Source organism: Devosia sp. Z6_126, assembly GCF_058133495.1.
Genome location: NZ_JBYUNO010000002.1, coordinates 749068 through 761404, shown reverse-complemented (window position 1 = coordinate 761404; position 12337 = coordinate 749068). Strand labels below are relative to the sequence as shown.

The window sequence follows — 12337 nt, the reverse complement described above, 5'->3', positions numbered from 1 at the left end:
CAGGGGATCAGATCAGGCGACGGTGCGGCGGGGTGGGATCGTGTACCGTGCACCTGGCGAAACCACATCGATCACATGGCCATCGAGATCGCGCAGCACCGCGCGCGTCAGCGGGCCAAAGGTGGTGGGCTCCTCGATGATCTCGGTACCGAACGGGCGAATGGCCTCGACGGCTCCCGCCACGTCCTCGACGACCACTTCGAGATAGGCGCCTTGCGGCTCACCCCGCGCGGCGCGGGGCACGAACTCGCTGACCCAGTCGATCAGCCCAAGTTGAAACTGGCTGTCCGGGCTTGCCGCCAGCACCACATACCAGGCTTCCTGGTGCACGATCTGAAAGCCACAAAGGGCTTGGTAGAACGCGATGTTGTCGGCGATATTGCGGGTCAGCAAATTGATCGAAATACGCTGCGCTATGGGCATGAAAACCTCTTGTTGGGCAGAAAAAGGGGAGGGGCAGGGTGCCTGCTCCTCCCGGATGCCGTCATGGATTGTTGTCGTCTTCGGCCTCGGCACCGATCGGGCCATCGGCCCCCGGCACGTGATGGTCTGAAGTCTTGCCCTCGCTGGGCTTGTCTTTTTTGGGCTTCTGGTCCGCCCCTTTAGCGGGGACGTCATCGGTCTTGCTGTGGCTTACGGGAGTTTTGCTCATTTGCTTCTCCTTGCCGGCGATCCGGCTCGATTACCTCTTGGCCGTTTCGCCCACTTCGCGCAGCGCTGCATATTGCAGGGTGACTGGCTCGATATGCTGGTCGAGCCATGCCGCCATGTCCTGCTCTTCGCGCAGGTTTTGCGTCAGCAACTCAACGGCGCGCGTGTCGCCGATATGGTTGGCCAGCGCCAGCAGCGACTTGTAGGCGGCGATTTCGAAATGCTCGAACGCGTAGTTGGCAAACGAGTTCTTGACGATCTCGTCGGGCGCGACCGTGTGGCCAAGGGCCGCCATCGCGCCAGTGAAGGACAATGCCATGTCCTTGAGTGTTGAATTGTCGCCACCCATGCCCTCGAGCAACTGGTCAAGGCGTGAGAGCTGCACTTCAGTCTCGGCGATATGCTGCTCCAGCCGGCGTGCCACCTCGGGATAGTTCTCGATGCGGCTCACCTGCGGCTTCATGATGGAAAGGGCCTGGTTCTCCATGGCATGCGCATTCCGAAGGCCGCTCAGGAAGATGGAAGATACTTCATTCATGATGTTGTCCTCAGGTTATGGCAGGGTCGAAACACCAACTCTCGCCTGGGGTGAGGGTTCCCGTATCGGCGCCCTGGCTAGTCATCCTCGCTCGTGACCCGCCGACCGAAAGTGCATCAAGGCGGGGCGCAACAACTCGTGGCTTGCTGAAGGCGGCTTCCGCCGCCACCTCCTCCCGCAGTCGCCGCTTTGCTTACAGCAGGCTCGCTCCGGCCCATTTGTTTGCTATATGAGCCGCGATGCAGCCCGGTCTGCCCGAACAATCAGCCGTGGATCTCGGCTCAACAACAGGGACCTCCGCCCATGAGCGATCTTCTGGCCATTTCCGGCGCTCCGATCTTTGATGGCGAGCGCTGGCATGAGAATGCAGCATTGCTGGTGGAGTTCGGCCACGTCTCCGCGATCGTGGATGCACATCAGATTCCCGGCAATGCCGAGCGCGTCGTGCTGGAGGGCGGCAGCGTCGTGCCTGGGTTCGTTGATCTCCAGGTCAATGGCGGCGGTGGCGTGCTTTTCAACAATGATCCCTCCCTTGAGGCCATCCGCACGATCTGCGCCGCCCATGCCCAGTTCGGCACCACGGCGCTGTTGCCGACCTTGATCACGGACACTCCCGAGGTCAACGAACGCGCCATTGCGGCCGGCGCGCAGGCCGCCTCTGCTGGGGTGCCTGGTTTTTTCGGGCTGCATCTGGAAGGCCCGCACCTCGCAGTGGCGCGCAAGGGCACGCACGATCCCAGCCTGATCCGGCCGATGACCCCTGCCGATCTCGCGCGACTGCAAGCCGCTGCAACACTTCTCCCGAATCTGATTTGCACGGTGGCCGCTGAAACCGTCACTCCAGAGCAGATTGCCGCGCTGGCCGAGGCTGGCGTCACCGTCAGCATCGGCCATTCCGATGCCGACTATGCCACCGCTGCGCGCGCCTTTGCGGCAGGAGCTACCATGGCCACGCACCTGTTTAATGCCATGAGCCAGTTGGGCCATCGGGAGCCGGGAGTGGTCGGTGCCACGCTCATGCATGGCGCAGTGTTCGCGGGTCTCATCGCCGACGGGATCCACGTCCATCCCGCCGCCATTTCCGTTGCGCTGCGCGGCAAGGCCGGTCCGGGGCGCATCTTCCTCGTGACCGACGCGATGTCGCAGACTGGTACCGACCTGCGCACGCTGACACTTAATGGCCGCACCATCTATCGCGCCGATGGCGCGCTGCGCCTGGCTGACGGCACCCTCGCTGGCGCCGATCTCGACATGATCGATGCCGTCGGCTTCATGCATGCCGAGATCGGGCTGACCTGGGAGGAAGCATTGCGGATGGCCTCGCTTTATCCAGCCGAAGCTATTGGGGCCGAAGCCGAGCACGGCCATCTACGCCCCGGCGCCGTTGCCAGCTTTGTCCATCTCTCCGCGTCGCGAGAAGTGATGGCCACCTGGATCAACGGCACCGAGCAATATCGAGCTTAACTAGCCGCGCCCAATATACGGCATGGTGGTTGCCATCACCGTCATGAACTGCACATTGGCCTCCAGCGGTAAACTCGCCATATAGAGCAAGCCCTCCACCACATATCGTAGATCGAAAGTGGGCTCGGGCGCGATCGTCCCGTTGGCCTGCAGCGCTCCGCCGTTCATCCCGCTCGTCATGTCAGTGGCGGCGTTGCCGATGTCGAGCTGGCCACAGGCAATGTTGAACGCTCTCCCGTCCAGCGAGATCGCCTTGGTCAACCCGGTAATCGCGTGCTTGGATGCAGTGTAAGAGGCAGCGCCCGGGCGCGGCGTATAGGCTGAGATCGAACCATTGTTGATGATGCGCCCACCCTGCGGCGTTTGGCTGCGCATCTGCCGAAAGGCTTCGCGCGCAACGTAGAACGCGCCATTGAGATTGGTGTCGATCATTTCCCGCCAGGTTTCCACGGGCAGGTCACCGAAATTGGTGGTGGGCGCAAACCGCCCCGCATTGTTGAAGACGAGGTCGATCCGCCCGTAACGCTCCACTACGCCGGCAAAGAAGGCCGCGACCGCCCGGTCATCGGTGACATCGCAGCGTCCCCAATGGCCCTCAATCGAATTGGCTACGCTCTCCAGCGCTTCCGCGTTTCGTCCGCAGATCGCCACCTGATAGCCTGCTTCTGCCAAACCCCGGGCGGCCGCAAGGCCGATTCCCGAACTCCCACCCGTTACTACCGCAACCTTGCTCATGCTCACCCTCGCCCAGTTCCCAGCACAATGCCGCCATCTTTTGCCAAAGCATGATGCCACACCAAGCAGTCAAAACCACCGCTTCAACTCGTTAAATCTATCCCGATCCCCTGCTAAGTGGCTCGCGCGGCAAGCAATTTAACCCGATGTTAACGACTATTAACAGGAAGTTCACGTTCCTGTGCTGAATCTGCAACATCCACTTCGCAACCATATTGCTGCGGCGGCAAAACGGCCTGTCTGTGATTGCGTACTCTGGGCGTATGCGTAGAGTGGGTCTTGCGAATCCATGCATGGGATCGTTTGTCGGTCGCGACGCGACGGCAACACACTGCACCACGATAGTGTGGTCGCGTTACGGCACCGCTGGGCAACCGGCACCAAGAATTGACTTTGGAGGTCAACAACAATGAAACTCAAGAGCCTTATCCTCGGTTCTGTTGCTGCTGCCGGTCTCTCGACCGCTGGCTTCGCCGCCGACCTGGGCGTTCTCACTTCGCTCGACGTTTGTGACTCGCTTGGCCTGTCCGGCCTGACGATCTCGTCCGACACCAACTGCCTGCAGATCTCGGGCGGCGTTGCTTACGAGTTCCGCTTTGGCGATTACCGCGCTGCTGACGACATCGTCCTGACCCCAGTTGGCAACGACTACAACCTGCCCATTTTCGGTAGCCCTGACTTCATCGGTCCCGATTCCGGCCCGCTCGGCTCGAATGACTGGCAGACCAAGGTCACTGCATGGCTGAAGTTCGTTGGCACCGCTTCGAGCGACTTCGGTCCTGCCAAGGCCGTCCTGACGCTGAAGCAGGTTGAAGCTGTTCGTTACCGCAACGAAGCTCGCGACACCTGGGGCGACAACGAGCCTCTGCACATCGACGAGGCCTATGTCTCGATCGGCGACACCACCACCATCATGGCCGGCCGCAAGTCCTCGATCGCCTTCTTTGGCGACAGCCAGCCGCTCAACTTCCTGGGCACCTTCGGCTATAGCGGCGTCGATAACGGCGTGATGTTCGACAATGACGACGAGCTCGACGTGCTCGGCGGCCATGTCATCCAGGTTACCTCGGATGTCGGCAACGGCGTCAAGGTTGGCGTTGGTCTCGAAAACCTCGACGGCCTGGACGACTCTGGCTTCCAGGATACCGATCCTTCGCGTACCGGTTCGCTGGTCGGCGTTGTCAGCTATGCTGGCGAAAACATCACGGCTCACCTGACCGGTTTCGGTATCGGTGTGCTGGATGGTGAAATCGACGAGTGGGGCGCTCATGCTGGCGTCACCGGCAAGTTCGACGCCTTCCGCGTTACCGCCGCTGCTGGTTATTACAACAACGACATCATCGACCTCGATAAGTTCCACGGCCTGGTGTCGGGTGCTGCCACCTTCGACATGTTCACTCTGGCTCTGACCGGTGAATATCAGCGTGCGGAGAGCGACGGCCTGGTTAATGACGGGTACGGCATTGCCGGCTCCGTTGGTGCCAATGTCACCGAAGGCGTCTCGATCAACCTCGGCGCTCGTTACTTCTCCGCCGACTTCGAGCTTCCTCCAATCGATGGTCCGTTCGTCGGCATCACCGAGAACGAAGCTCTCCAGGTTGCTGCTCAGTTGATCTTCGCGGTCACCGAGACCCTGAAGCTCACCGGCGAAATCGGTGGCTACTTCGGCGAAGATACCCTGCCGCTGGTCACTGCCGATGCAGACGACAATGTCTACTACGGCGCTGCTCGTCTCGATTGGTCCCCGAGCACCGACTTCACCTCGGGCGTTCAGGCTGAAGTTTACTCGAACGAGGCTTACCGCCTGACCGTTCGTGCACAGAAGACCTTCGAATAAGCTGAGCTAGCTTCGGCTAGTCGTTTGGAAGGCCCGGCATTGCCGGGCCTTTCTTTTTTGCCTGCCGCATTAATCGGGGCTTCACTCGTGTCGCCGATGCTGCCCCCAGCATTCGGACAGCGGCAGGCGCGACAAAGTCGCCAATCCCACCATTGCTGCAGAAAAAGGCCGTAATTACCGGCAAGCATTGAGCTATCAGGAAGCGAGCACCAGCCGTGAGCAGATCCGTTCCCCTTCAACAGGTCCTTCAATCGGCGTTGCTGCTGGTGACCGTTGTTTCGTTGCCAATCGGGATAGCGGCCAGCTCCGCCGTTTTGGCTCAGGCGCAAGTGGCCCCGCGAACCTCGCAATCCATTATCGACCTCCCCGCGCCGCGGGTAGAGGACTATTGGATCTCGGCGACGCGGCAACCCGGTGGAGCGCTGGTCTTTGATGGCTATGCTCCCGATGAGGCCACTCGCGATCGCTTGGCTGAGGTGCCCGGTGCCGATGTGAACTGGCTCAAGCTTGGCAGTGGTGCGCCCGAGCTTTATGACGCGGGCCTGCAATTCGGGATCAAGGTGCTGGAGCGGCTAGGGGAGGGGCGCTTCGCGCTCCGCCAGAACATTGTGACGCTGAGCGGCGTGGCCCGCTCCGGCTATGATCATGATCTGATCATGCAGAGCCTTGCGGGCCTTCCGGCGGGCCTGGTGCTCGCCCGGGCGGAGATCGCGCTTCCTGAACCCGCCGCCTATAGCTGGTCGGCCAGCAAGTCCGCTACCGGGGAAGTGCTGCTATCGGGTTCCTTGCCCACGAGGGATCTGGGTCTTGAAGCCTTGTCGCATGCCGGTCCCTCGGCAGTTGACCAAACCAGCATCGCGCCAGGCGCCCCGTCGGGCTTTGGCGAGAATATCCTGGCTGGGCTTGATGCCCTCCAATTGCTGCGCTCGGGCACCGTTCGGTTTGACGGCACTGGCTGGAGCCTTACGGGCGAACTGCCCTTGGATCGTGATGAGACCGCAGTGACCGAGGCGCTCGATGCCGGCCGCATTCCGCCCGCGGCTTGGTCACTCAAGCTGGCTCAGGCGCCCGCACCAAGGCCCCAGTCTCCCACGCCTGCGGCTGCTGCGCCCGCCGAGCCACGCCCCGCACCAACGGCCATGCCGTCAACTCCCCCACCAGCCAAAGCGCCCAGCGCTCCCGAGCCTGTCGAGGAGCCCGCCACCCCTCCAGCGCCTGCCGCACGGGCAGTGGCCCCGGCCCAAGGCCCAGCGCCCGCGACGAGTGTGCCCGCACCGGCGCAGGCGCCCGCCGCCCCACCACCTGCGCCAGCCAAAGCCCCCGCAGCGCCCACGCCGCCACCGGCCGCAAAACCAGCTGCAGCCGCCCCAACTCCCGCCCCCTCGTCCACCAAGGCAGACCTCACCGCTTGCCGCGCGACGCTGGCGGAGTTCTCTGCCCGCAATTCCATTCTCTTTTCATCTGGAGCCGCGCGGATCGCGCCGGAATCCGAGGGCGCGCTCGACGAGCTGGCTGGCGACCTCGCCGCCTGTCCGGAGGCCGTGGTGCATATCGAGGGTTATACCGATTCAGAGGGCGACGATCGCGCCAATCTGGCCCTGTCTGTCGCCCGCGCCGAGGCTGTGGTTGATGCACTGATCCTGCGCCGGATCAGCCCCGATCGGCTTTATGCCGTCGGTTATGGGGAATCCAACCCCATCGCCGACAATGCCACGGCCGAAGGCCGCCGGCTTAATCGCCGTATCGTCGTCACCATTCCCGAATAGCGGGGCTGCCTAGGCCGCCTTGCCGAGCGCTTGTTTGCTGATCCCGACCAGAAAGGCGCAGATGGCCTCCATCTCTTCCTTCTGGTCGAACAGGGCCGGGGAGCCTTGCCCGGCAATGGTCAGTGCCTGGGCGTCCGGCCGGCGGCGGGCCATTTCGCGAAAGATTTGCGGGCGCAACTGGTCGGTAAGCTGGGTGCCCAGCAACAGCAGCGGCGCACAGCGCAGGGCGTCGAACATCGGCCATTGCGGCTCCAGTTCATCATCGATGCTGATGCTATTGAGCGCCTCGAGCAGCTTGGCGTGATAAAGGGGCTTCGCGCGGCCCCGCCGATCCACGAAATGCGTGCGGCCCATCAGTGCTTCGAGCCGTGCGTCGCCCAGCCCGGGATAGTCCCCGGCCAGCATGCGCCGGAAGCTGGCCGTTAGATTCTTCGTCCCGCGCAGGCCTTCCACATGGCCCATATTGTTGCGCAGCCGCACGATCCCGCGCGCGTCGGTTACCGGCCCCGCGTCGAGCAGTACGGTTCCCGCGAGCAGTAATGGATGCGCCACGCTCAGCGCCATGGCGACTTGCCCGCCATAACCCTGGCCAAGCACCACCGCGCGATCAATCCCAAGAGCGGCGAGAACACCCGCGACGTCCTCGGCCGCCCGCACGGCGCCATAGTCGGCAATGCGTTGCGGATCGCCCGAGCGGCCGCGGCCCGGCAGATCGAGCAGCACCACTGGCCAGCGCCCCCCGTCAAACCCGCGGAAGAATGCCGCGAACTCGGTGAAATCGCTCATATTGCGCTGAAAGCCGGGGATGCAGAGGATCGGCAACCGCCGGCTCGACAACTGCCCCTGCACATGCACGGCGATGGGCGTGTCGCGTGCGGTGATGGTCTGGATCGGCAAGCCGGCAAAAGCCGGGTGGTCGGGTGGAACGAAGCGCTTGCGGGCCATTAAGCTTCTGCTGTTGAGGTGGCCCCAGTTACGCCAGCTGCCCTCCGGTTCTCAAGCAAAATAGCGGCTCATCGAATGCTGCGCAGCGCTGCTTGCGCGGAAATGGCGTCATGCCCGAGCCTCTCGCGATATACGAGGTAATTGCCCATAACCCGCTGCACATATTTGCGGGTTTCGGGAAACGGAATCAATTCCACCCACAAGACCGGATCAACATTGTCGGCGCGCGGATCGCCAAACGCCTTGATCCACTTGTTGGCATTGCCAGCCCCGGCATTGTAAGCCGCCGCCGCCAGCAGCAGCGAGCCATCATACCGCTTCAACTGCGCCTCGAGGTAGAACGAGCCCAAAAGCGCATTATAGCCGGGATCGCTCAACAACCGTTCGGGCGAATATTCCACCCCCACCTTGGCTGCGGTTTCCTTGGCGGTGCCCGGCATCAACTGCATCAACCCACGCGCGCCCACCGACGACACGGCGTCGATCTGGAACATGGATTCCTGCCGCACCACCGCCAGCACCGCCGCAGGGTCGGCCTTGAGCTTGGCCTCGACAATGCGCTCGTCCTTGGGGAAGGCCAGGAGATCAAGGGCGATGCCCTGCTGCTCCGCGGCCGAAGCGATGGCGATGGCAACATTCTGTGCGCCAAGTTCCTGCGCCAGACGCCCGGCCAGCAACAAGTCGCTGGGTTGAGTGAGTTCACTGCCAAATTGACGCAACAGCGTCAGGGCCATGCCGTGCTGGCCATTGGTTTCCAGCATCCGGATCGCACGCACCACTTCATTGGCTTCAAACAGTGCAGCGCTGTCGCGCCAACTGGGCAGGGGGCGAATGCCTGCCCCGGTCTGCCCAAGTTCGGCCCGGGCCAATTGGCCATAATAGGCGGTTGGATAAGCGGCTGCTGCGGCAAAGGCGGCTTTTGCCGCTTCCGTGTCGCCGAGCTGGCCTTCGGCGCGAGCAAGCCAGTATTTGGCCTGCGACACGCTATCGGCCAGGGTGGCATGAGTAGCCATTTCGCTGAAATGGGTCTTGGCTAGTTCCGCGTCCTTGAGGAACGACAATGCGATCCAGCCGGCATGGAAATTGGCCTCCACGAGCCGACCATCGGAGCCATGGGTGAACCCTGCCGCTGCCGCAAAGGCGAGCTCCGGCTTGCCAGCCGCCAGCAATTGCCGGATCAGCCCGCGCCGCTCGCCCCACCACAGCGTTGCTTCGGGCACTTCCCCCTTGGCGCGATTGAGCCAGGCGACGGCATCGTCCCACAATTCGAACTGCCGCGCCCGTTGCGCCCGTGAGAACTGATAAACCGGGTGGTCCCGCACGGCAGGATCCACCTTGTCGAGCAGCGCCTTGGCATTGGGGGCATCGCGGGAAACTGCGGCGCGCGCCACCACCAGGGTTTTCTGGGCTTCGCTCAGATAGGGCAGCAGCCTTTCGCTGCCCTGGGCGCGGTCATGCATCATCAAATAGGTGGCGCGCGCCCAATGCGCCTCGCGATCCAGCGCCGAACCCAACTTGGCCAGCACGCGCGATTCCTGTTCGCGCGTTAGCGCATTTTCACTCCACACGCGCCGCGCGAGAGCCGCGCCGCGTTCTTTGTCGCCGCTTGCGAGCAGGGCCTGAGCCAGCCGGATTTGAGCTTCGAGCGTCGCGGGCTCGTCACCGAGCGCGGCAATCACGTCCGCGTCCTTGGGTCTCTGCGCCAGCAGGGCTTGTTCCACCCGGCTCTTGAATACGCTGCCCTCGGCAAACGCCGGAGCGGTCGCGGCGAATTCGGCAATGTCGCTATAGCCGACGTCCCCGCGATGGAAATAGATCGCGGCCCATTGCAGCGCCCGTCGCTCGGCGAGGTTAGGCAGGGCCATGGCCTGCGTGAAAGCAGTGCGCGCCTCGCCATCGGCGAGCGCAGCTAAAGTTTCCTGGAACGCGGCTGAGCCTTTGGGGTCAGCTTTAGCCGCTGCTGGCACGCTGCTCGGCATTGGGCGAACTGGTGCCATGCCCATGCTGGCCATGACCGGTGGCGCGGCTGCCGTGAGCAGGGGGGCAGGGGGACTTGGCACCGAGCCGGTGATCACCGGGTCTTGCCCCTTGTGGGCTGCCAGATGTGACACGGGGGTCGCCGGCAGCAGCGCCAGCGTCATCGCCAGAAGGCTTGCATAAATATGGCCGGTCATCGTCGTGCCTTGCTGGTTGATCCACATCTGGCCGGCGCCACTTTCTTGCGAGAAGCGCCAGCTTGCCCTATGAGGGTAAACGCTGTGTTGCTGCCTTGTCGGCTAGCTTGCCTTTGCAGGCTCCCTTGTGGTCGCTGGCGACAAAAACTATGCTGCCCAGTCTCAGGAGCCCACTATGAGTGGGTCTATTGCATTCGCCCAAGTCACAAGTGTGGCACTCAACGAGGAAATTTCCATCAAATGCTGCGAGGATCAATAACGGCGCTCATCACCCCCATGCTCAACGGGGCGGTGGATGAGAAAGCCTTCTCGAGCTTTGTGGACTGGCAGATTGCCGAAGGCACGCATGGGCTGGTTCCTGTTGGCACTACCGGCGAAAGCCCGACCGTGACCCATGCCGAACACCAGCGTGTGGTCGAAATTTGTGTCGAGGTCGCCAATAAGCGCGTGCCCGTGGTCGCGGGCGCCGGCTCGAACTCTACTGCCGAGGCGGTCTCGCTCGCGCGCTTTGCCGAAGCCACCGGCGCCGACGCGGTGCTCTCGGTTGTGCCTTATTACAACAAGCCGAACCAGGAAGGGCTGTTCCAGCATTTCTCGGCTGTTGCCAGCGCCATCGGCATTCCGGTTATTCTTTATAGCGTCCCCAGCCGCACCACCGTCGATCTCACCGTCGATACCATTGCGCGCCTGCGCGAAGCTCATGCCAATATCATCGGCGTCAAGGATGCCACTGGCAGCTTCGAGCGCGCGGCCATGCAGCGCGCCAAGCTCGGTGAGGACTTCATCTTGCTCTCGGGCGATGACAGCTCGGCGCTGGGCTTCAACGCCCATGGCGGCCGGGGCTGCATTTCGGTGTCCGCCAATGTGGCGCCGCGTCTTTGCTCGCAGCTGCAGGAGCTGTCCCTAGCAGGTGACTTCAAGGCCGCGCTCGCGATCAACGACAAGCTGGCTTATCTCCACAAGGACCTGTTCATCGAGCCAAGTCCTGCTCCCGCCAAATATGCGGCCAATCGCCTCAATCTATGCGCCAATGAGATGCGCCTGCCGATCTGCCCGATCAGCAAGCCCGCTCAGGAGGCCATGGACTTTGCAATGGCCCATGCAGGTCTTATCTAGGCCCCTATGTCCGCAAAAAATGACAAAGCCAAGAACGGCGTGATCAGCCATGGCCTCGTGGCTGAAAACCGCCGCGCGCGCTTTGACTATGAAATCGTCGACACCCTTGAAGCAGGCTTGGTGCTGACCGGCACCGAGGTTAAATCCTTGCGCCTGGGCAAGGCCCAGATCACCGAAGCCTATGCCTCGCCCGAAAGGGGCGAGCTGTGGCTGATCAATGCCCATATTCCTGAATATCTCCAGGCCAATCGCTTCAATCACGAAGAGCGCCGCCCCCGCAAATTGCTGGTGTCGCGCAAGCAGTTGGCCCGCCTCGATGCCGAGGTGTCCCGCGCCGGCAACACCATCGTGCCCTTGAAATTGTTCTTCAATGACCAGGGCCGCGCCAAGGTGCTGATCGGCCTCGGCAAGGGCAAGAAGAACTATGACAAGCGCGAAACCGAGCGCAATCGCGACTGGAACCGCGACAAGGCCCGCATCATGAAGGAAGGCGGCCGCGGCTAAATGGCTGGGGCAGGGGGGCAGTCCCTTTCCCCCGCTGGCTCTTTCGGTGCCGGAACCATTCGGCGCCACCTGCATTTCTGCTGTCGCACCAAACCTTGTGCTGTTGCCGGCATTGGTGTAAGCAACCCCTTCATCCCCATCCAATTTGGAGACGTCCGTGGCCCGCGTCACCGTTGAAGACTGCATTGAAAAGATCGAGAACCGTTTCGATCTGGTTCTCATGGCCGCTCATCGCGCCCGCATGATCGCATCGGGTGCGCAGATCACCGTCGCCCGTGACAACGACAAGAACCCGGTCGTCGCCCTGCGCGAGATCGGCGATGGCGCAATCTCCCCAGAAGATTTGCGCGAGGACTTGATCCATTCGCTGCAGAAATATGTCGAGGTCGACGAGCCCGAGCAGCATGCTGCGCCCTTGATTGAAAGCGGCGACGAAGATTCGCTCAACTTCGACACCATCAGCGAAGAAGAGCTGCTGCGCGGCATCGAGAGCCTGGCTCCGCCCGAGCGTCGAGACGACTAGGAATTTAGCGGCGATTAGCCGGATCTGCAGATTGCACGATCTGGCAATATCCCTATATCACTGGGAGGCGTTCGGCAGCTGTCG

12 protein-coding genes are annotated in these 12337 nt (G+C 62.5%); 6 read left to right on the top strand and 6 right to left on the bottom strand.

Annotated elements, in window-relative coordinates:
- Positions 1 to 12: 12 nt before the first annotated feature.
- From AC3YOG_RS10805 to AC3YOG_RS10795, 3 genes are all read right to left on the bottom strand, one after another.
- A complete protein-coding gene (locus tag AC3YOG_RS10805; RefSeq protein ID WP_127752496.1) occupies positions 13 to 423 on the bottom strand; it encodes a VOC family protein in 411 nt (136 codons plus the stop codon).
- A gap of 61 nt (positions 424 to 484) precedes the next feature.
- The gene (locus tag AC3YOG_RS10800; RefSeq protein WP_489890410.1) at positions 485 to 652 is read right to left on the bottom strand and encodes a hypothetical protein; all 168 of its coding nucleotides are present in this window, start codon (positions 650 to 652) and stop codon (positions 485 to 487) included.
- Positions 653 to 682: 30 nt separating this feature from the next.
- Complete coding sequence (locus tag AC3YOG_RS10795; protein WP_127752497.1) at positions 683 to 1189, bottom strand: ferritin-like domain-containing protein; 507 nt, start codon at positions 1187 to 1189, stop codon at positions 683 to 685.
- A gap of 303 nt (positions 1190 to 1492) precedes the next feature.
- Between AC3YOG_RS10795 and nagA the strand changes: the two genes are divergently transcribed.
- Positions 1493 to 2653 carry an N-acetylglucosamine-6-phosphate deacetylase gene (gene nagA / locus AC3YOG_RS10790; protein ID WP_489935055.1) on the top strand — a complete coding sequence of 387 codons (1161 nt, stop codon included), beginning with the start codon at positions 1493 to 1495 and terminating at the stop codon, positions 2651 to 2653.
- Here nagA and AC3YOG_RS10785 read toward each other — a convergent pair whose 3' ends face one another.
- A complete protein-coding gene (locus tag AC3YOG_RS10785) occupies positions 2654 to 3388 on the bottom strand; it encodes an SDR family oxidoreductase (RefSeq protein ID WP_489935054.1) in 735 nt (244 codons plus the stop codon). It lies immediately after the preceding gene.
- A 409-nt stretch (positions 3389 to 3797) separates the two neighbouring features.
- Between AC3YOG_RS10785 and AC3YOG_RS10780 the strand changes: the two genes are divergently transcribed.
- Positions 3798 to 5225, top strand: a complete 1428-nt coding sequence (locus tag AC3YOG_RS10780) for a porin (protein ID WP_489935053.1) — start codon at positions 3798 to 3800, stop codon at positions 5223 to 5225.
- A gap of 329 nt (positions 5226 to 5554) precedes the next feature.
- A complete protein-coding gene (locus AC3YOG_RS10775) occupies positions 5555 to 6991 on the top strand; it encodes an OmpA family protein (protein ID WP_489935052.1) in 1437 nt (478 codons plus the stop codon).
- 9 nt (positions 6992 to 7000) lie between these two features.
- Here the strand turns inward: AC3YOG_RS10775 and AC3YOG_RS10770 are convergent, their stop codons facing one another.
- Together AC3YOG_RS10770 and AC3YOG_RS10765 are read right to left on the bottom strand one after the other, a co-directional pair.
- On the bottom strand, positions 7001 to 7936 hold the full coding sequence (locus AC3YOG_RS10770) for an alpha/beta fold hydrolase (RefSeq protein ID WP_489935051.1): 936 nt from the start codon (positions 7934 to 7936) through the stop codon (positions 7001 to 7003).
- 68 nt (positions 7937 to 8004) lie between these two features.
- On the bottom strand, positions 8005 to 10110 hold the full coding sequence (locus AC3YOG_RS10765; protein WP_489935050.1) for a lytic transglycosylase domain-containing protein: 2106 nt from the start codon (positions 10108 to 10110) through the stop codon (positions 8005 to 8007).
- Positions 10111 to 10350: 240 nt separating this feature from the next.
- On the opposite strand from AC3YOG_RS10765, the gene dapA reads away from it, so the two are divergent.
- The 3 genes from dapA to rpoZ all read left to right on the top strand — a co-directional run bounded on the left by dapA (position 10351) and on the right by rpoZ (position 12253).
- Positions 10351 to 11226: a 4-hydroxy-tetrahydrodipicolinate synthase gene (dapA, locus tag AC3YOG_RS10760; protein ID WP_489935049.1), complete on the top strand. Its 876-nt coding sequence runs from the start codon at positions 10351 to 10353 to the stop codon at positions 11224 to 11226.
- A 6-nt stretch (positions 11227 to 11232) separates the two neighbouring features.
- Complete coding sequence (gene smpB / locus AC3YOG_RS10755) at positions 11233 to 11730, top strand: SsrA-binding protein SmpB (RefSeq protein ID WP_127752505.1); 498 nt, start codon at positions 11233 to 11235, stop codon at positions 11728 to 11730.
- 157 nt (positions 11731 to 11887) lie between these two features.
- On the top strand, positions 11888 to 12253 hold the full coding sequence (gene rpoZ / locus AC3YOG_RS10750) for a DNA-directed RNA polymerase subunit omega (RefSeq protein ID WP_127752506.1): 366 nt from the start codon (positions 11888 to 11890) through the stop codon (positions 12251 to 12253).
- Positions 12254 to 12337 lie beyond the last annotated feature (84 nt).

Coding starts and splice junctions, on each gene's coding strand:
- AC3YOG_RS10805 (WP_127752496.1), bottom strand. CDS start 423: ATGCCCATAGCGCAGCGTATTTCGATCAATTTGCTGACCCGCAATATC.
- AC3YOG_RS10800 (WP_489890410.1), bottom strand. CDS start 652: ATGAGCAAAACTCCCGTAAGCCACAGCAAGACCGATGACGTCCCCGCT.
- AC3YOG_RS10795 (WP_127752497.1), bottom strand. CDS start 1,189: ATGAATGAAGTATCTTCCATCTTCCTGAGCGGCCTTCGGAATGCGCAT.
- nagA (WP_489935055.1), top strand. CDS start 1,493: ATGAGCGATCTTCTGGCCATTTCCGGCGCTCCGATCTTTGATGGCGAG.
- AC3YOG_RS10785 (WP_489935054.1), bottom strand. CDS start 3,388: ATGAGCAAGGTTGCGGTAGTAACGGGTGGGAGTTCGGGAATCGGCCTT.
- AC3YOG_RS10780 (WP_489935053.1), top strand. CDS start 3,798: ATGAAACTCAAGAGCCTTATCCTCGGTTCTGTTGCTGCTGCCGGTCTC.
- AC3YOG_RS10770 (WP_489935051.1), bottom strand. CDS start 7,936: ATGGCCCGCAAGCGCTTCGTTCCACCCGACCACCCGGCTTTTGCCGGC.
- AC3YOG_RS10765 (WP_489935050.1), bottom strand. CDS start 10,110: ATGACCGGCCATATTTATGCAAGCCTTCTGGCGATGACGCTGGCGCTG.
- dapA (WP_489935049.1), top strand. CDS start 10,351: ATGCTGCGAGGATCAATAACGGCGCTCATCACCCCCATGCTCAACGGG.
- smpB (WP_127752505.1), top strand. CDS start 11,233: ATGTCCGCAAAAAATGACAAAGCCAAGAACGGCGTGATCAGCCATGGC.